The organism is Mesorhizobium sp. WSM4313 (assembly GCF_002294725.1).
Lineage (GTDB): Bacteria > Pseudomonadota > Alphaproteobacteria > Rhizobiales > Rhizobiaceae > Mesorhizobium.
This window is the reverse complement of record NZ_NSFT01000001.1, coordinates 802242-821552: the sequence shown is the minus strand read 5'-3', so window position 1 is coordinate 821552 and position 19311 is coordinate 802242. Positions and strand designations below refer to the sequence as shown.

Sequence of the window (19311 nt, the reverse complement as noted above, 5' to 3'; positions counted from 1 at the left end):
GCGCGCAGCCACGACAGGCGCCTCGGACCCTAAGTGGTGAATGTGATGAAAACGGCCAAATTCTCGATCGGGCAAGTGGTTCGCCACAGGCTGTTTCCATTCCGCGGCGTGATCTTTGACGTCGATCCCGAATTCGCCAACACAGAGGAATGGTACGAGGCTATTCCGGCTGACGTGCGTCCGCGCAAGGACCAGCCTTTCTACCATCTTCTGGCGGAAAATTCGGAGACTGAGTACATCGCCTATGTGTCCGAGCAGAACCTGCTCGAGGACCGGTCGGGCGAGCCGGTGCGGCATCCGCAGATCGGCGAGATGTTCGACAAGCTGCCGGACGGCCGCTACGAGCCGAAGCGCCAGTCTAAGCACTGAAGCGCTAACGAACGTCGCCCAGGGCGCGCGGCGCGGGACAAAAAAAAGCGGGGCATTTGCCCCGCTTTTGTTTCCGAGAAACGCGCTTGCGCGATCAGTTTGCGGTCTTGGCCTTGTCCTGCTCGTCCTTGAGCTTCTTGGCGAAGTCCTGATTGTTCTTGGCGACGAAGTCCTGCAGCTTTTTCTGCCGGTCCTCGATGTCCGACTGCTGCAGCGGCGGGCCGTCATAGGCGCCGCTGAAGCCGGTGAGCGCGATCTTGATCGGATTCGGCTGGTTCTGGAAGTTGATCGAGGTGAGCGTGATGCCCTGCCCCTTCTTGAAGGAAGCGACGAGCTGGTCGCTCAGCGGCACTTCCGCCACGCAACGATCCGGGAAACAGATCACATAGTCCAGCTTCTGCGCCTTGCCGGCATCGATCTGCAGCGCAATTCCGGGAGGCACGAGGCGGCCGGTCGGCACCGTGACCTGGAAGACCTTGCGGTTCACCTTGCCCTTGAGCTCGATCAGGCTGACGCCGGTGACGAGCTGGCCGTTGCCGGCCGTGACGATGTTCTGCACATTGCAAATGTCAACGTCTTCCTGCTTGGTGCAGGCCTTGAACCAGCCCTGCGGGATCTGCGGCTGCTGTTGGGCCGAGGCGGTGAAAAGCCCGGCGCCCAGAACGCCGACCACGCCTGCGGCCAGCACCGAAAGGCGGTACGCGTTGATCGTCATATGGTGCACTTTCCTCTCAAATGATCCCGGGGACCGGCTTCTTCGTGCCGTGTGGTCCAGCTACCTGTTGCCCAAATGAGGCAACAGGATGACTTCGGAGCGCGTGTTACACTGCCAGCGACATCGAATCCAGCCCGGTTTCCGCGATTTCTTCGCGGTTCGATGTCCAGGGCAAGCGTCGATCGGCGCTGGAGCGGCGGAACCCGATTCCCATTGGCGCGCCGATTCAATCGGATAGCGAAATGCTCTAGGGTGCATGGCGAATCACAAAGCCGTCCGGCAAGGAGACGGTCATGGACCGCGTTCTCGTCCGGCTGATCGCCGCGACCTCGTTTCTGGCTCTTTCGCTCCTTCCTGCACAGTCGGAGCCGAAGCACGGCTTAGCCATGCAAGGCGAGCCGGCGCTGCCGCCCGACTACCAGCATTTCGACTACGTCAATCCGGACGCGCCGAAAGGCGGCAGCGTCACTTATTGCGTCGTCGGCTCCTTCGACAACCTCAATCCCTTTATCCTGAAAAGCCTGCGCACCACAGCGCGCGGGATGATCGATACGGTTTACGGCAATCTCGTCTTCGAGCCGCTGATGCAGCGAAACTATGACGAGCCCTTCAGCCTCTACGGGCTGCTTGCCGATAGCGCCGATATGGACCCGGAGCGAAAGAGCATCGAGTTCCATCTGAACCCCAATGCAAAATGGTCGGACGGCCAGCCGGTGACGCCGGAGGACGTGCTGTTCACCTACGACGTCTTCGCCGCGAAGGGCCGCCCGCCCTACAGCGACCGCATGAGCATGATCGCCAAGCTGGAGAAGACCGGCGAGCACAGCGTGAAGTTCACCTTCAACGACAAGGCCAATCGCGAATTCCCGCTGATCGTCGCGTTGACGCCGATCGTCCCCAAGCACGCCTTCGACAAGGACACGTTCGACAAGACCACGCTGAAGCCGCTGATCGGCAGCGGCCCCTACACCGTGGACAAGGTGCTGCCGGGGCAGCGTATCGTCTTCAAGCGGAATCCGCATTACTGGGGCAAAGACATTCCGTCGAAGCGCGGCTTCGACAATTTCGATCAGGTCACGATCGAGTATTTTCTCAACGCCAACGCCAAGACGGAAGCATTCAAGAAAGGAATTTGCGCTCTCGATGACGAGACCGATCCGGTCAAGCGTGAGCGCGACATCGACTTTCCAGCCTTCCGAAAGGGTGATGTGAAGGAAGAATATTTCACCACCGGCATTCCCCCGGTTGTGACCGGCTTTCTGTTCAACACCCGGCTGCCCAAATTCGCCGATTCCGTCGTCCGCCGCGCGCTCGGCATGCTCTACGATTTCGAATGGACGAACAAGAATCTGTTCGGCGGCAAGTTCAACCGCACCATGAGCTATTGGCAGAATTCCGAGCTTTCGGCGCTCGGCCACCCTGCGGACGATCGCGAAAAGGCGCTGCTCGCGCCCTACCCCGGCCGCGTGCCGCCGGACGTGATGGACGGCACCTGGCGCCCACCCGTGACGGATGGTTCAGGCCAGGACCGCAAGGTGCTCAAAACCGCCTTCGAATTGCTGAAGAGCGCCGGCTTCCATGTGCAGGACGGCAAGATGCTCGACGCGCAAGGAAACCCGTTCGGCTTCGAGATCCTGACCTCGTCGCAGGACGAAGAGCGGCTGGCGGCCGTCTATCAGCGCACACTGGAAAAGATCGGTATCGACGTCGGCATCCGCACCCTCGACGGCGACCAGATCCAGTCGCGCAAGCAGCGCTTCGACTTCGAGGTTCTGATCGGGACGAGCGGCTTCAGCAATTCGCTGTCGCCCGGCAGCGAGCAGGTCGGCCGCTGGGGATCGGTCGCCGCGAAAACGGAAGGATCGTTCAACCTCGCCGGCGTCGCCGATCCGGCGATCGACGACGCGATCGACGCGATGCTGAACGCCCGCACCAAAGAAGACTATGTCGCCGCGGTGCGCGTGCTCGACCGGCTGCTGATCTCAGGCAGCTACATGGTGCCGATGCAGTACAACACGCAGCAATGGGTCGCTTACTGGAGCTATCTGGAACATCCGCAAAAGACCCCCATATTCGGCTACCAGCTGCCGACCTGGTGGCGAAAGCCCAACTGAGGCAGGCCCGACCGGCTGAGACCAAACAGGAGACGAGCATGAGCGCCAAGAACACCATCACCGTCGACGTGGTGTCCGATGTCGTCTGCCCCTGGTGCTTCATCGGCCAGAGGCGGCTGGACAAGGCCATCGCTTCTGCAAGCGACATCGACGTGCGCGTGCGCTGGCGGCCATTCCAGCTCGATCCGACCATCCCGCCAGCCGGCATGGATCGCCGCCAATACATGCTCGGCAAGTTCGGCAGCGAGGAGCGTATCCATCAGATCCACGCGCGCATCGAGCCGCTCGGCGAAGCCGAGGGCATCAGCTTTGCCTTTGGCGCCATCAAGGTCGCGCCGAACACCCTCGACGCGCACCGCGTCATCCGCTGGGCGGGCGCAGCCGGCGAGGACGTGCAGAACCGGCTGGTGCGCCGCCTCTTCCAGCTGAATTTCGAGGAAGGCGTGAATATCGGCGACCATGCGGTGTTGGTTACGGCCGCCGGCGAGGCCGGCATGGATGCGTCGGTGGTCGAGACGCTGCTGCCGACCGACGCCGACGTTGAGGCCGTCCGCAACGAGATCGCCACCGCTTCGCGCATGGGCATCACCGGCGTGCCCTGCTTCCTGCTCGAAGGCAAATATGCCGTGATGGGCGCGCAGGATGCCGACACGCTTGCCGACGCCATCCGCCAGGTGGCCCAGGCCAAGGCGCGCGGCGAGCTCGAAACCGCGAACTGAATGTTCCGTCAGCGCGATCCGTAGCCGCCGACCTGACCGCCACGCGCTTTCCTGAAAATTGTGCTCCTGTTTTCGCGGTCGCTTTGGCTTTGCTCAGGAAGAAGCTGTTGCCGTAGCCAAGCTTGGTCAGCTCGCCGCAACAGCCGTGATCGCCGGGAGGGCCATGTCCGTTTCGGCAGCGGCGAGATCGTCTTCGACAGATACGACGCTGCCGACAAGACCATTTCCGGCCATTTCAGCGCCTCCGGAAAGGACGAATCGGGTAAACCCTGAGTAGCCCACGGGCGGCAAATTTTCGGTCATTCCGGTCACCGCCAGTAGTCATCGCGGCCTGCGGACACCTCTTTTTCATTCACAAACCCGTGTTTTCCACTTCCCTTAGGGAAGGTTGCCGCCGGCTGGCAAAAACAGCTCTAGCAAACTGAAATACAAGACGAAATCGCTGCGAGTAGCGATCGCCCGGCGCAGCCTTTCTGTTGCCCTGATGCCACGGCGAGTAACCCTGTTCACATTCGTTGGCAGAAAATTAATGGAAAATGATCAATTGGTGTTACCCTGTGTAACAAAACTAAGAAAGGTTTGGGCGGGATCGTGACTGGGGTCGGTAGACCGCAACGAACAGTACCGGAGCAAACATCCAACGAGGCGAAGACCTCGTCGCTGACGCCGGTATCGTCGATGCGCACATTCTGGGGGCTGATGCGAGCCTACTGGTTCTCCGACCGGTGGAAGGAAGCCTGGACCCTCACATTCGTCATCGCGCTGCTGACGGCGTTGTCCAGCAAGGCTGGCGTCTGGTTCGCCTTGGCACTGGGCGAGTTGGGCAATTCGATCGCCTTCCTCCACGACGCCGCCAACACCCACCCGTTGCAGACCATTCTGACCAATGCCGGCATATTGGTGCTGCTGGTCGTGCTGAAGGATGCCGGCTTCACCGGCGTGCGCAATCTCGTTTCAACGACCTTGCACCGCAAATGGCGGGGCTGGCTGAACAGCCAGTTCAACCAGGCGCTGCTCGACGGCAACCATACCCATTTTCATGCGCAGCACGGTTCGGCGGCCGGCGGCATCGTCGCTCCGGACAACATCGACCAGCGCATCCAGGAATCGATCAAGGACATGACCGGCGGCGCCATCGGGCTTGCCATGGGCGTGCTGGGTGTCGCGACTTCGCTCTATTTCATCGGCGAGAACCTGATCGGGTCCTCCGTCGAGGTCAAGGGCCTGGAATTCCTCGGCGGCTACGGCACCGCGGTGCTGGCTTTCCTCGCCGTCGCCATCTACGTGCCGCTGAACACCTGGATCGCCGTCAAGCTCGGGCGGCTGCTCGAGCGGCTCAACGTGCGCATGCAGCAGGCCGAGGGCAGCTACCGCAGCGAACTGACGACATTCCTGCGCCGCAGCTTTCACGTCGCCGCCTCGCATGGCGAGGGCGTGCAAAAGTCGATGCATGACAGGCTCTATGTCGACATCGACAAGACGTGGGGGCGACTCAATATCGTCAACACCAGCTACACGTCGTTCGAGCTGATCTACAATTTCGTCGGCGCCCGAATCGTTGCCTACGCCCCGGGCCTCGTGTCGTTCATCCACAACCGTCTCGACTACAAAGGCTACATCACCGGCTCCGAAATGGTCGCCCAGTTGATCAGCCAGTGCTCGTGGTTCATCCATGTGATGCCGGCGATCGCGACGCTCAGGGCCAACAGCCAGCGCGTCACCGAGCTCGCCGACGCCATCGAGAACGTCCAGCACCCGCGCGAATTCTATCAGCAGACCGGCCGCTCCGACTTCGGCTACGCCACCCAGAACCCGGTGTTCGGCCTGACCATCCAGAAGCTCGAGCTGGCGCATCAGGGCGAGGACGCGACGCCTTTCCTCAGCGCCGCCAATCTGCGCTTCCGCCGCGGCGAATGGACCTTCCTCAAGGGCGAATCCGGCTGCGGCAAGACTTCGCTGATCAAGGCGATCAACGGCCTGTGGCCATATGGCCGCGGCACCATCGTCTTCCCGGAGGGCGTGACGAGCTTCTACGCCGCTCAGGAGGTCAAGCTGCAGCAGGTCTCGCTGAAGCAGCTCGTCTGCCTGCCGGGTTCAGAGAGCGATCACAGCGACACGCAGGTTGCCGCGGCCCTGCACAAGGCCGGCCTCGGCGACTTCATCGGGCAGCTGGCCGACGAGAGCCGCGAGGGCAAGATCTGGGACCAGGTGCTTTCGGGCGGCCAGAAGCAGAAGCTGGTGGTCGCGCGCATCATCCTGCAGCAGCCGGGACTTCTGTTCCTCGACGAAGCGACCGGCGCGCTCGATCCCGAAGGTAAGATCGCCTTCCACCAGGCGATCAAGGACAATTGCCCGAACGTCACCGTCATCAGCGTCATGCACGAGGCGGTGGCGCCGCGCTCGCTGTCCGGCGAGGAGTTCTACCACAGCGTGGTATCGATCGCCGACGGCGTCGCCACCAAGAAGCCGCTTGCGCCCAGCTTGCCGCGCGAGCTCACGACCATTCTCGCCCAGCCCCGGCCGGTCGAGGAAAAGTGGCTGCGCTTCCGCCGGCTGAAGCAGAAATAGCAGTCATACCAAGCATTTGACCGGCGACGGTGGCCCGGCTCGGGCTGCCTTCGATCACAGTCTCGCGATCCGGCGTCCCCGCATCGATTTTCAGCGCTCTTCGCGATTGACTCGGCAAAAACCGCTCCTATGTTGCGCCCGCTCGCCAAATTCAAACTCGAACCCCGCGAGCAGAAAGGTCAGCCCGCCATGCCTGGCGACAGTCACAGTCGAACGCAACCGCCGTCCGCCCTGACGTGACCTGACGGCTCACGTCCTGCCGGACGGCAAGGAGTGAGCCATGAACGAATTCGCACCCGTACTGGACGACGAAGCAATCGCCGTCGCCCGTGTTTTTGCCAACGATCACGTCGCCGACGTCGTTGAAGCCCTCAACCATGAATCCCGCGAGATGGCGATCGAGCTGCTCTGCGCCGTGCCGTTCGAGCGGCTGGTCGACATTTTCGACCAGCCGGAGCTCGAAGCAGCACCCGAGCTTGCCGAGGCCCTGCCGCGCTCGAAGGCGAGCAAGCTCCTGACTGCCATGTCGGTCGACCGGGCCGCCGACATCCTGCGCGAGCTGGACGAGCCGGCCCGCTCGGAGCTACTCGGCGCCTTGGCGCCCCCGCTGCGCGCGACGCTGCTGTCCATTCTGGGATATCCGGAAGGCAGCGCCGCCTCGATCATGACGACGGAATTCGTCAGCGTGCCTTCCGACTGGACCGTTGGGCGCACGCTCGACTACATCCGCAAGGTCGAGCGCAGCCGCGAAACCATCTACGCCATCTACATCGTCGACTCGGAGACGCATCTCCTGCTGCGGGCGACCGGATTGCGCCGGCTGATCACCGGCAATCCGGAGGATTCGATCCTGTCGGTGGCGCCCGATCGCATGCCGGTGACGGTGACGCCGCTCACCGATCGCGAGACCCTGGCGCAGACAATCTCCAAATACGACCTGCTCGCCTTGCCTGTCGTCGACCACGGCAAGCTCCTCGGCATCGTCACCATCGACGATATCATCGACACGATGATCGAGGAGACGACCGAGGATGTGCACCGCTTCGGCGGCATGGAGGCGCTGGACGAGCCCTATATGAAGATGAGCTTCCTCGCCATGATCCAGAAGCGCGCCGGCTGGCTTTGCGCGCTGTTCCTCAGCGAGATGCTGACGGCCAACGCCATGCAGAGCTACGAAGGCGAGCTGGAGAAGGCGATCGTGCTGACGCTGTTCATCCCGCTGATCATGAGCTCCGGCGGCAACTCCGGCTCGCAGGCGACCTCGCTCGTCATCCGCGCGCTGGCGCTGCGCGAGATCGGGCTGCGCGACTGGTGGCGGGTGGCCTTGCGCGAGCTGCCGACCGGCCTTGTGCTCGGCTCGATCCTCGGCATCGTCGGCATCTGCCGCATCGCGCTCTGCCAGTATTTCGGCTTCTACGACTACGGCCCGCACTGGATGCTGATCGCGGCGACGGTAGGAGCGGCGCTCGTCGGCATCGTCACCTTCGGCTCGCTGTCGGGATCGATGCTGCCCTTCGCGCTGAAGCGCATCGGCTTCGACCCGGCGAGCGCTTCGGCGCCGTTCGTCGCCACGCTGGTCGATGTCACCGGGCTGGTCATCTACTTCTCGGTGGCGCTGATGATCCTGCGCGGCACGCTTCTGTAGAAGCATCTTGACGGCCACCGGCATCGCCGGCGGCCGTCGCATCCCACGATCCGGTCAGACCCGTTCGCCGTTCTTCACGCGATAGGTCGGCTTGTACATCGTCACCAGCTCCTCGGCCGCGGTCGGATGCACGGCCATGGTGCGGTCGAAGTCCTCCTTGGTCAGGCCAGCCTTCAGCGGAATGCCGAGAAGCTGCGCCATCTCGCCGGCATCGGGGCCCAGAATATGGGCGCCGATCACCTTCCTGGATGCGCCGTCGACCACCAGCTTGATCAGCGTCTTCTCGTCGCGGCCGGACAGCGTGTGGCGCATCGGACGGAAGGATGCGCGGTAGATCTCGACGTCGGGGAAGCGCTTGATCGCGTCGTCTTCCGACAGGCCGACAGTGCCGATTTCCGGCTGCGAGAATACAGCCGTCGGAATGGTGTCGTGGTCCGGCGCTGTCGGGTTGTCCTTGAAGGCCGTCTCGACGAAGCACATCGCCTCGTGGATCGCCACCGGCGTGAGTTGCACGCGATGCGTGACATCGCCGATCGCCCAGATGTTATCGACATTGGTGCGCGAATATTTGTCCACGACGATCGCGCCCGTCTTGCCGAGTTCGACGCCGACGCCTTCCAGGCCCATATTCTCGGTATTGGGGAGACGTCCGATCGCCAGCATCACCTGGTCGACCGTCAGCGTTTGGCCGGAAGACAGCAGCACGTCCAGCTTGCCCTCCGGTGTCTTGCGCACCGATTCCGAAACCGCGTGGCAAAGAATCCTGATGCCTTTCCTCTCCATTGTCTCGTGCAGCGAGCGGCGCAGATCCATGTCGAAGCGGCTCAGAATCTCCTGGCCGCGATAGACCAGCGTGGTGTCGACGCCCAGGCCGTGGAAGATGTTGGCGAATTCGACGGCGATGTAGCCGCCGCCCTCGATCATGATCGCCTTCGGCAGCTCCTTGAGATCGAAGGCCTCGTTGGAGAAGATGCAATATTCATGGCCTGGCAGCGCCGGATGCGGCGCCGGACGCCCGCCGGTGGCGATCAGGATCTGGTCGGCGCTGACCGTGCGGTCCTCGGCAACCAGATAGAGGCTGTGCGTGTCGACGAGCACTGCGCGTGAATGAAAGGTCTCGCCGCCGGAGCCTTCGACATTCTTCTTGTAGATCGCTTCGAGCCGCGCGATCTCCTTGTCCTTGTTGGCGACCAGCGTCGGCCAGTCGAAGCTCGCCTCGGGCACCGTCCAGCCATAGCCGGCGGCATCGGCGAAATGCTCGGGAAATTGCGAAGCATAGACATAGAGCTTCTTCGGCACGCAGCCGCGAAGGACGCAGGTGCCGCCGAAGCGGTATTCCTCAGCGATGGCCACGCGCTTGCCGAGAGCCGCCGCCACCCGGGCCGCCCTTACCCCGCCGGAGCCGCCGCCGATGACGAACAGATCATAGTCATAAGCGGCCATCGCTTGGGCTCCTGCGAATGAGAAAGACGGGGCTCAGAGGTAGGCTGCCGAGCGGCAAAAGAAAAGCCCGGGCAAACCCGGGCTTTGTGGTCCAGCCGCTGTCGGCGGATTGACAGCGATCAGTTCTGCGAATCGTCAGCCGGAGCCGAATTGTCCGCCGGAGCGGAACCATCGGCGGGCGCGGTGGCGGCCGGAGCCGGCGCTGCCGGCGCCTTGGCCTTGGCGGCGGCCGCAAGCGTCTCGCCGACCTGCTGGGCGAGATCGCGGGCAACGCCATTTTGCCAGATGTCGGCAGCCTTGACGAGGTCGCGCGTCACCGCGGGGCCGCTATCCAGCAGCTTCTTGCCGGCCTCGGAGCTGTAGAAGGCGGCGATATCGTTGAGGTCCTTCTCGGAGAACACCTTAGCATAGGCCATGGCCGCCTCCTTTTCCAGGTCGGCGCGCCGCGAGGCCATGCCAAGCGCCTTCTCGGTCACGGTCTTGCCGATCAGTTCCTGCATGTCGGGGTTTTTCTGGATGAGCTGCGATTCCAGCGCGCCGGCCGCCTGCGGCAGGATGTTGTCGAACGAGTCCGTGGCATGGATCGCCGCGACAGCCGCGCGCGCGGCCTTCAGATGCGATTCGCTGATGTCCTGAGCAAACACCGGTGACGACAGCGCAAGGACGGCCGAGGCCGCCAGAAGCGTCGAAAAGCGGCGAACTCGTTTAGGCAAAATCATAGTCGGTAGAACTCCCTGGTTTCAGGCTGCATGGACGGTTTCGATACCGTCGCCGCCGGCGATGATGGCCGTTGACGCCAGCCCGATGAATAGACCGTGCTCGACAACGCCTGGAACGGCGAAGAGAGCATTCGACAGCGCTCTTGTATCCGGAATGCGGCCAAAAGATGCATCGAGGATAAAGTGGCCGCCGTCTGTAACAAATGGCTGGCTTCCCGTCATCCTCAATGTAACCGGGCCGGAAAGGCCTAGCCCTGCCGCGGCGGCGCGTACCGCGATCTCGGTGGCGCGCAGGCCGAATTTGTTGACCTCGATCGGCAGCGGGAACCGGCCGAGGGTTCCGACCATCTTGGATTTGTCGGCAATCACGATCATGCGCTCGGACGCCGCCGCGACGATCTTCTCGCGCAGCAGCGCGCCGCCGCCGCCCTTGATCAGGGTCAGCTCAGGGTCGACCTCGTCGGCGCCGTCGATGGTGAGGTCGAGCTCGGGTGTTTCTTCCAGTGTAGACAGCGGCACGCCGAGCTCGCGGCAGAGTGCTGCGGTGCGCTCGGAAGTCGGCACGCCAATGACCTTGAGGCCGGTCGCAACCTTCTCGGCCAGCAGCCGCACGAATTCTTCCGCCGTGGTGCCGGTGCCGATGCCAAGCCGCATGCCGCTGCCGACATGGGCGAGCGCTGCCCGCGCGGCCTCGACCTTCAACTGCCTTGCATCCATGGGAAGCCCCGATTTCGCCGGTTTCGCGCGCCTCCTAGCATTTTTGCCTGTCCCGTCAAAGGCTCGCCCTCAAAGGCTCTGTGGACCGATCGAGGCTTCTTGCTTGAACTTGGGCCAGCCTGTATCGGCTGCGGCAACGCAATTGCCGCAGGATCCACCCATGACTCGCCCGATCATCGTCTTCGACCTGGATGGAACGCTGATCGACACCGCGCCCGACCTGCTCGACAGCCTCAACCACAGCCTGGCGGCGAGCGACCTCGCCGCTGTCGACGAAGCCGGCTTCAGACGCTTCGTCGGCCATGGCGGCCGCGTCATGATCGAACGCGCGCATGCTGCGCAGAACAAGGCGCTGATGGCGGAGGAGCACGACCGGCTGCTGAAGCTGTTCCTCGACCATTACACGTTGAACATTCCCGGCAAGTCGCGCCCCTATCCCGGCGTCGTCGCCGCGCTCGACCGTTTCCAGGCCGCCGGCTATCTGATGGCGGTCTGCACCAATAAATACGAAGCGAATTCCGCGACGCTGATCGGCGCGCTTGGTATGTCAAACTATTTTGCCGCGATCTGCGGCCAGGACACGTTCGCCTTCCGCAAACCCGATCCGCGCCATCTCACCGAGACAATCAGGCTGGCCGGCGGCGATGCGGAGAACGCCTTGATGATCGGCGATTCGCAGACCGACATCGACACCGCCAAGGCAGCTGGCATTCCGGTGGTCGCGGTCGATTTTGGCTACACCGACCGCCATGTGCGCGAATTCGAGCCAACTCTGGTGATCTCGCATTTCGACACGCTGACGCCGCAACTGGCCGAGCGGTTGATCGCGGCGGCACGCTGAGCGGGACTCGGATCGGACGGTTGACAAACCGGAAACTGGTCCGAGCGAGAAGCTTGGCACATCGCCTTGACTTCGCGCACCCGCCTCCCTTATATCGCGGCTCGCTTCGGTCTTCGGGCCTAAGGCGGGCGATTAGCTCAGCGGGAGAGCACACCCTTCACACGGGTGGGGTCGCAGGTTCAATCCCTGCATCGCCCACCATTTCCCTTGGTTTTCCACAGTTCTTATGACGACCTCCGCGCAAATGCGCGTAGGGAATGGAGCTTATGCGGCTCGAATTGGGCACAGTCGGTTTCGGGGGATGCCGCCCGGTGCCGTCCGAGCGCATCAAGAGGAGATTGCGGGGGAAACGTCAGCGACATGGGGGATATCGCTATCTCGCGCCGTGAATTCGTACCTGGCCTCGAAGCAGCTCGCGGCGTCGCCGCGCTGATGGTCGCGCTCTTTCATTGCGGTCAGGCGACATATTATGATGCGACGCGGCAAGCGGTCTCTTTGGTGCAGGGCTCGTATCGAAGCCAAAGCTACCTTGATGCGGCTTTCCGCATCGCCGGGAACGGCCACGGCGCCGTCGTATTTTTCTTTGTCCTGAGCGGCTTCGTTCTCATGATGATGCTCAGTCGGCAGACGGATGACCTCAAGGCCAGCGCCGGCCCATTTTTCATAGGACGCGTTCTGCGCATCTACCCTGCCATCTTTTCAACCATCGCGATCTTCGTCGGACTGTTTCTGCTGACCGGCATGTCGCTTGGGCCGGCTGAGGTCTACACGACCAGGAATGTGATGGCCAATGCGCTGTTGCTACGTACCGACATCAACGGCGTGATGTGGTCGCTCCAAACCGAAATGATCGCGGCCCCACTGATTTTTTTGCTCTATTGGTCCTGGCGGCGATGGGGCGCTGTCGCTCTGGTTCTGCCCGCCCTCATCTTGCTCGGCCTGTCATTCAGCGGGCAGTGGTCTGGAACGCCCGGAAAGGGCGTTTCGTTAGGGAACCTCTACTCCTTCGTGTCCGGAATGATCGCTTGTGCCTATGGAAGGAAGATAGTCGCTCGCCTTCCTCGTCCGGCCCTGTCGCTCGCCCTCGCGGTCGCCGGGTTCGCACTCTCGCGCCCCTTGCTTGGATGGTGGTCCAACTGGTCCGTGATTTTCGAGACGGCTTTCGCGGGTTTTATCTCGGCGTTGATCGCCTATGGCGTTCCGTTGCGGAAAGGTCGTCTGATGGCTGTGGCCAGGTATTTCGGCCGCATCTCTTTCAGCTTCTACTTGTTGCACCCATTGGTGCTGATCGCTCTTTGGAACATGCCTGAGCTACTCGCAAAGGCCGTCAATGCAGGAGTTTCTCCTATCACACTGGCACTCGCCTCGTTTGCCTTTTCGGTCCTCGTCATCACTCCGCTGGCTCACATGCAGCATACGGCAGTCGAACGTCCAGGCGTTCGATTGGGCCACGCAATGGCATGGCGCCTCCGCTCGAAGCTTCAGCCCGCCGCCGTCCAGCGTGGGTGAACACAGAAGGTCTCAGATTCAATCCACGCACCGTCTATTCGACCTGCTTGGATGGCCCGACAACCGGATTCTAGATCAGCCCTCTGCGCACATTCATATGCGTCACCGCTGTCACCAGAACGGCGCCGGTCATGAAATAGAGCGTGGCGATGATGTGTCCTTGATGGAAATGCAGCCCGGCAAACAGCAGGGCCGTGACCACGGCAAGGAAGGCGATGACGCGGGAGAATGCATCGGGCATGGGGCGACCTTGTGCAATGTGTTGAGTGGCCGCCCTCATTCAGCCGCTCGCTCCATAAATCGGTTTTCGATTTTTCGCAATCGGCTTTGAGGCCGGACTGATCGGCGCCTGCCGCGCGGCGGCGTTCCGGTGGTCCTAAACCAGATCCACTTCCACCCACAGTCCGCCCGGCCCGCGTGCCGCATCGCGGGGGGCGCTGCGCACCGCCTGGATCGAACCGGACGGCGCGGCAAAGGCCGGCTTGCCGTTCTTGTCCGCCAGCCACGGATCATCGGCGCGGATGACGCGGCCCTTGGCCTTCGTCTCGAGCGCGGTCAGGATGCCGTCATAGGGCATCTCGCCCCAGTGCACTTTCAGCGCATCGACCTTGTTGGTCGGGATGAAGGCCGACAGGTCCGAGCTCGTCAGCAGATCGAAACCCTGTTTCTGCGGCGTGGCGTTCTGGCTGCCGTGATGCGCGACCTTGAGATAGACGGTGCGCGCCAGAAGATCGGCCGATGTGACGGTGCCCTGCCCCACCGGCCATTTCAGGTCCTTCCAGCTTAGCCAGTTGCCGATCTGGGCGTCGCCGGGGAACAGCAACACCCGGCCGCTATCGATGAACTCGAAGGCAAGCACCAGGCTGGTGTTGTTGACGCCGCGGTCGAGCTGCAAGGCCAGATCAGCGGCGATCCCCATCCAGTCGGCGTCGATGCGCCGCCAGGACTGGTCGCGGTCTTCCATGGATGCCGCGGCCGAAACCGGCCCGGAATAATGCTTGCGCACATAGGCGGCGATATCGATGGCCGGGTCGCTCCCCTTGTCGCCGGCGAGCGCCGCGGAGAGCGGCGTGCCGACATTGCGCTCGAACGGACTGAGCTCGTCGACGTAACCGGCATCGGCCGCCTCGTTGATCTTGAGGCCGCTCGCCAGCGCCCGCGCGTACGGACCGCCGCTGGCCAGCGGAAACATCTCGCTCGCCTTTTCCTCGAGGCGAAGCGCCGCCTTGTCGCGCGGCGGACCGAGCACATAGACGCGCAGGTTGGGCAATGCGTCGATCGTCACTGGCGGCCCGCCAGGCTCGAAATAGGTCGGCGACGGTTTTTGCGACAGCTTTGCCGCTGAGTCGCGGGCCGAGCGCACCCGCTCGCCGGCGGCACCGAACTGGAAGCCGAGCACTGACTGCAGGCCATCGCGCACCCCGGCCATGTAAGAACTGAGCCCCTGCATTCCGTCGAGCTTCTGGCCCACGCCCTGCAAGGCCGCCAGCGCCTGGCCCTTGAACTTGTCGATCTCCACCGCCTCGGCGTCGGCGGGATTTTCGGTCCACGCCATCCAGACATCGCCGACGATGAAATCCTTGAAGAGGTCCTTCGCGGTCAGGAAGCCGGAGACATGATCCCAGTGTTCGTGGGTGACGACGAGGATGTCGATCTTGCCGCCGGTCTCCTTCTTGAGGTCGGCGACGATGTCGGAGACCAGCGCCGAGCCACTCTTGATCGAGACATGAATGCCGCAATCGATGAGAATGCGGAACGGCTTGCCGTCCGGCTTCTTGAACGTCAGCAAGTGGCAGTCGCCGATGCCTTGGCAGTAGTGCCTGACAGTAATGCCCGATGCCGGCGTCGCCGCGGGAGCCGATTTTGCCGGCCTTGTTCTTGCCGCCGGTTTTCTAGACATGGTCGTCGTCTCCGTCGCTGGCATGCAACAACGCAAAAGGCTCCGATACTTCGCCGCCGAAATAGAGCGCTCGCAGCGGCGAGAGATAGTTGGCCGCCATCGTCCCGGCCTGACGCTTCTGCCGGTCCGCGCTGCCGGTGTTCTTGATGATCGAGTAGCGGATTTCCTCGAAGCCATCGCGCGGATCAATGATGATCGTGGCGCCGCCGCGGAACCAGAAGAAGCTGTCGCCCTTGGCCATGCCTTGCGGCATCGCCGTGCCGTCCAGCGCAACCGGAATGCGCTGCTGGATCACGGCCACCACCTCGACGCGGAACGAGCCGTCCGGCTCGACGCGGCGCGTCGGGCGCACGCTGTAGATGTCGAACGTCGTCTCGCCTTTCTTGGGCGCATGCTTGACCGTGCCGTCCTCATTGTAGCGCGGCAGGTCGGGCAGCAGGCCGAACTGCTTGTAGAGGTCCGGATCGGAGGCGAAGGCCTTATGCATCGCCTTCCACAGCGCATAGCGGTTCTTGTCGTTGAGCGCGAAGATCTCGGCCCGCTTCAATTTCTGGTTCCAGCCGAGGTCGATCTTGCCGAGCAGGCCTTTCAGCCAGACCGGCGACGGATCCTCCGGCGCGCTCCAGGCGAGCGTCTCCTCCGAGATGGTGCGAACGTCGCGCGGCAACAGCTTCCATTTGCGGAAGGATTCCAGGAAGGCGAGGCGATAGTGGAGCGGATCGTCGGGATAGGCGTCGCGGTCGGCAGTGATAAGGGCGCGCAGATACTCGCCGAAGGTGATGTCGACGGAAGGGCAATAGTCGAGCGCGCGGATGCACACGGTCAGCATCTGCGTGGCGGTCCTGGCGACCTCGTCGGTGAGGCGCTCGACCAGGCTCGGATGCAAGGTGCCCGCCGGCAGGATGCCGGAGCCGCCGGTGGCAAGCTGGATCAGGTCGTCGGTCCGTCGGTCGGCGATGGCAAGAAAGGCCTGGTAGACAGCGAAAACCAGGATCGAGCCACGATCATGCGCCTCAAAGGTCTTGTCGTAGTCGAGGTCGGCCATGCCGGCGCCGCCATATTCGCGCAACGGCCCAGCCCGGCCGCTGCCTTCGCCGAACTGCTTGGCGATACCGGAAAGCAGCGAGGCGGCCGACAATTCCCCCCTCGCCTTGCCGATCTCGAAGCCGACCAGTTCCTTCAGCGTGAAATGCTGGAACAGCGCGACGATATCGGCAAAGGCCTCGTGGAAGGCCGGCACATCCGGGTTGGACGCTTCCTGGAAGCGACGATGCAGCCCGTCGAGCAGCGCATGCGACATCTCATGCGCGACGATGTCGCTGGACAAGCACGAGAACACCGTCGTTCCGGGTGTGGTGACGTCGCCCTGATTGCTGGTCGCCGGGAAATAGCCGAACAGCAGCGCCTTCTTTTCCGGGCTGTAATAAGCATTCTCGGCACGCAACGCATGCGGATAGATGCGCAGGCGCGGCACGTAATGCGCCTTCACAGTCATGTCGCCGGCGCGGCCGGGAGCCTCGGCGTAATGCGGCGCCCACAACGCCCGCCGGCCAAGAGCGCGCTCGAAATGGCCGATCGTGGTCATGGCCACCGCGTAGACCATCTGCTGGTGGAATTTCGGATTGCCCTCCGAAGGCGGCAGGCCGTCCTGCGCCAGCAGCACCTTGTCGTTGAGGTCGACCGGATCGTAGACGCGGTCGGACGCGGGGTCGACATCGACCACCTCGAGATATTCGCCTATCGGACCGGGCAGCAGCGGCTTGTCGGTCTCAGGCTCGTCGTCCCACGGCACCGAAAGCGTCGCCTGGTAGACCGAAACCGAATCCAGTCGCTTGGCGACCGACGGGTCGAGCGCGTAGATGCGCAGGCGCCGTTGCGGCGGCGGCAGCGGCCGCGGCTTGCGCCTGATGGCCGGTGCCGGGCCCATGACTGGCGCCGGAACCGCGACGCTGGCGCCTGGCCGGCCCAGCCATCCTTCCAGAAAGGCCTTCAACGGCTTCGACGGATTGCCCTGGTCGAGCGCCGCCTCCAGGTAGCGGTTGCGCGCCGCGGCCGAAACCTTGTCCGGATCGCCATCCGGGTCGGCGATCGCCTGGTCGACTGCCGCCGTGGTTTGCGCCATCTGCATCAGTTCCAGCGCGAACATCGTTCGCTGCCGAAGCGTCGCCGGTGGTGGCGCCGCCAACGAATTCCCTCCGGTCAAAAGGTCCAGCCAGCTCCACGTATAGGTGGCTCGAGCGAGCTTGGTCAGGCTGTTTGCCGCCGGCGGAGGGAAGCCCAGCGCATCGAAGGCCCGCAAGACGCCCTGCCCGATCTTCTCCTTCGTCTCCGCCGCATTCATCTTGGCCGTCGACTTCAAGGCTTTCGCGAACAAGGCCTTGCGTACGGCTTCGACACGCATCCAGGGCTGAGGGTAATTCTTCACCACGTCCCAGTGCTCGGCGAGCCAGAGAGCGGCCGCGGCCGCGACCTGCGGGGTCGCGGCGGAGGTGCCGCTGCCGTCCATGTCGACCACCTTGCGACAATCGATCTCGGCCCAGGGCACATTCGGCGTGTAGGCGCCGAGCGCCGTATCCATCTTCGACGGCGGCCCGTAACTGCCCTGCATGGTGCCGAAGGAGAGCCCGGCATAGGCGCGCCCGTCGCCCATCACGCCGCAGGCCGCAAGCACCCGGTTGTAGCGCGCAGGATAGACGATGCTGCGTGGCGTGATGGTGAAATTGTTGCCGGCCGCCGTGACCATGACCACACCGTGGTCGTAGGCAAGGTTGACCGCGTCGACCAGCGCCTGCGAGGCGAGGCCGCCCATGCTCATCGACAATACCTGCGCGCCCTGCTTGCGCGCATAGTCGATGCCTTGCACCATGGTGCCGGTGGTCAGCCGCACCACCCAGTCGGCGATACGCACCGGCAGGATTTTCGCCAGTGGCGCGCCGCCGACGAAATCTTTGAAGCCCGGCCAGTGCGGCGAGGAGCCGTCGAGCTTGTTGCCGGCAAGCAGGCTGAGCGTGCCGGTTCCATGGCCGCGATTGCTGGTCAGCGTGCCGGCCGGAGCGTGGTCGGTCGCGTTGTTCGGACCCGTCCCGTCGTCGACGAAATTGCGCTGCTGCGCTGTAAGAAGCGCGGCGGGAATGGTCTGATGGCCTGGATCGAAACCGGTATCGAGATGGGCGATGGTGATGTTGGCCTGCTTGGCGCCCACCTTCTCGCGCGCCGCCGCGAACTGGCTGAAGTCCGGCGCGGCATTCCAGGCGATGCGCCCCGCGACCACCGCCTGTCCGCCCTGCGGGTCCTGATCGTCGAATGCACAGACCGGAGCTGCGCTTGCCGCCATGCCGCGATCGCCGCCGCTGTCCTTATAATCCCACTGCTGCACGATATCGGGCTCGATTGCGAGCACCTCGGCTCCCGCGGCCGCCAGCGCCGGGTTCCGGGCGACAAGATCGTGGGCATGGTCCCAGGGGTTGTCTGTATCGGCGGCGTCCGTGGCCAACCGCAACCAGGTGGCGCCGCGATCCCCGGCCGCGGCCGTGCCGGCGCTTGCGTCGGCAGGCAGAGAGAGGATCGGCTCGGCTTCGATGCCGCCAATCCGGCGCGGCCCGCCGCGGACCGAGAGCCCCGCGCCGTCGCCGCGAACCTTTACAAGGAGTCCCTTCGCGGCTGCCATGGCCTGCCCCTCCCCAAAATGAACCATGCGGCCGACCGTCACCTGTAGTCAAGACAAGGTTCCAGCCATACTTCGGTTGATCTATTTGCCGACTAGGCAATCATGCCGGTTGCAAAGCAAAGACCATACACTTCTAAAATAACCATCGGTCCGCCAGATGCGTATATCTGTGAGCGCCTTCACATACGCTGAACAGGGCTTGCGCTCAGATGTTGTAACGGCGGCATCGACGGCCCGAGCTGACTACGGCGTCCGAAGCTGCTGCCGGACTGCGATATGGATGCGGTTCTCGAGGAGAAATTTCGATCACCTAGCCATTTTCAGGTTTGCTGTCTGCGCGCATGGGCACCTCCCACCCAAGCGCGCGGATGGCGTTTCCAAGATC

The 19311-nt window shown here is 63.3% G+C and carries 15 protein-coding genes and 1 tRNA gene; 8 read left to right on the top strand and 8 right to left on the bottom strand.

From position 1 onward, the window contains the following. The first annotated feature begins 45 nt into the window (after positions 1-45). Positions 46-369, top strand: coding sequence for a heat shock protein HspQ (gene hspQ / locus CK219_RS04075; RefSeq protein ID WP_040983419.1), 324 nt, complete (start codon positions 46-48; stop codon positions 367-369). Between the two features lie 94 nt (positions 370-463). On the opposite strand, the gene CK219_RS04070 is transcribed toward hspQ, so the two are convergent. Further along, the gene (locus CK219_RS04070) at positions 464-1084 is read right to left on the bottom strand and encodes an invasion associated locus B family protein (protein ID WP_095765425.1); all 621 of its coding nucleotides are present in this window, start codon (positions 1082-1084) and stop codon (positions 464-466) included. Positions 1085-1377: 293 nt separating this feature from the next. Between CK219_RS04070 and CK219_RS04065 the strand changes: the two genes are divergently transcribed. Beyond that, positions 1378-3198, top strand: a complete 1821-nt coding sequence (locus CK219_RS04065; RefSeq protein ID WP_095765424.1) for an extracellular solute-binding protein — start codon at positions 1378-1380, stop codon at positions 3196-3198. A gap of 38 nt (positions 3199-3236) precedes the next feature. Then, positions 3237-3917, top strand: coding sequence for a DsbA family protein (locus CK219_RS04060; protein WP_095765423.1), 681 nt, complete (start codon positions 3237-3239; stop codon positions 3915-3917). 126 nt (positions 3918-4043) lie between these two features. On the opposite strand, the gene CK219_RS31605 is transcribed toward CK219_RS04060, so the two are convergent. Then, a complete protein-coding gene (locus CK219_RS31605; protein ID WP_176476919.1) occupies positions 4044-4220 on the bottom strand; it encodes a hypothetical protein in 177 nt (58 codons plus the stop codon). Positions 4221-4595: 375 nt separating this feature from the next. Here CK219_RS31605 and CK219_RS04055 point away from each other — a divergent pair, with 375 nt between their 5' ends. Together CK219_RS04055 and mgtE are read left to right on the top strand one after the other, a co-directional pair. Next, positions 4596-6485 carry an ABC transporter ATP-binding protein/permease gene (locus tag CK219_RS04055; RefSeq protein WP_176476918.1) on the top strand — a complete coding sequence of 630 codons (1890 nt, stop codon included), beginning with the start codon at positions 4596-4598 and terminating at the stop codon, positions 6483-6485. 280 nt (positions 6486-6765) lie between these two features. After that, complete coding sequence (gene mgtE, locus CK219_RS04050) at positions 6766-8130, top strand: magnesium transporter (RefSeq protein ID WP_095765422.1); 1365 nt, start codon at positions 6766-6768, stop codon at positions 8128-8130. Positions 8131-8184: 54 nt separating this feature from the next. Here mgtE and gor read toward each other — a convergent pair whose 3' ends face one another. From gor to rpiA, 3 genes are all read right to left on the bottom strand, one after another. Then, on the bottom strand, positions 8185-9573 hold the full coding sequence (gor, locus tag CK219_RS04045) for a glutathione-disulfide reductase (RefSeq protein WP_095765421.1): 1389 nt from the start codon (positions 9571-9573) through the stop codon (positions 8185-8187). Between the two features lie 119 nt (positions 9574-9692). After that, the gene (locus tag CK219_RS04040) at positions 9693-10292 is read right to left on the bottom strand and encodes a DUF2059 domain-containing protein (RefSeq protein ID WP_095765420.1); all 600 of its coding nucleotides are present in this window, start codon (positions 10290-10292) and stop codon (positions 9693-9695) included. A gap of 21 nt (positions 10293-10313) precedes the next feature. Continuing rightward, on the bottom strand, positions 10314-11009 hold the full coding sequence (gene rpiA, locus CK219_RS04035; RefSeq protein ID WP_095765419.1) for a ribose-5-phosphate isomerase RpiA: 696 nt from the start codon (positions 11007-11009) through the stop codon (positions 10314-10316). A 160-nt stretch (positions 11010-11169) separates the two neighbouring features. Here rpiA and CK219_RS04030 point away from each other — a divergent pair, with 160 nt between their 5' ends. From CK219_RS04030 to CK219_RS04020, 3 genes are all read left to right on the top strand, one after another. Next, positions 11170-11850, top strand: a complete 681-nt coding sequence (locus CK219_RS04030; RefSeq protein WP_095765418.1) for a phosphoglycolate phosphatase — start codon at positions 11170-11172, stop codon at positions 11848-11850. 126 nt (positions 11851-11976) lie between these two features. Next, positions 11977-12051: transfer RNA gene (locus CK219_RS04025), tRNA-Val, on the top strand. A gap of 159 nt (positions 12052-12210) precedes the next feature. After that, positions 12211-13359 carry an acyltransferase gene (locus CK219_RS04020; RefSeq protein ID WP_095765417.1) on the top strand — a complete coding sequence of 383 codons (1149 nt, stop codon included), beginning with the start codon at positions 12211-12213 and terminating at the stop codon, positions 13357-13359. 70 nt (positions 13360-13429) lie between these two features. On the opposite strand, the gene CK219_RS31600 is transcribed toward CK219_RS04020, so the two are convergent. The 3 genes from CK219_RS31600 to CK219_RS04010 all read right to left on the bottom strand — a co-directional run bounded on the left by CK219_RS31600 (position 13430) and on the right by CK219_RS04010 (position 18926). Next, the gene (locus CK219_RS31600; protein WP_176476917.1) at positions 13430-13600 is read right to left on the bottom strand and encodes a hypothetical protein; all 171 of its coding nucleotides are present in this window, start codon (positions 13598-13600) and stop codon (positions 13430-13432) included. A 135-nt stretch (positions 13601-13735) separates the two neighbouring features. Continuing rightward, a complete protein-coding gene (locus CK219_RS04015) occupies positions 13736-15259 on the bottom strand; it encodes an MBL fold metallo-hydrolase (protein ID WP_176476916.1) in 1524 nt (507 codons plus the stop codon). Continuing rightward, complete coding sequence (locus CK219_RS04010; protein WP_095765415.1) at positions 15252-18926, bottom strand: S8 family serine peptidase; 3675 nt, start codon at positions 18924-18926, stop codon at positions 15252-15254. The genes CK219_RS04015 and CK219_RS04010 overlap by 8 nt, the downstream gene beginning before the upstream one ends. Positions 18927-19311: the final 385 nt, after the last annotated feature.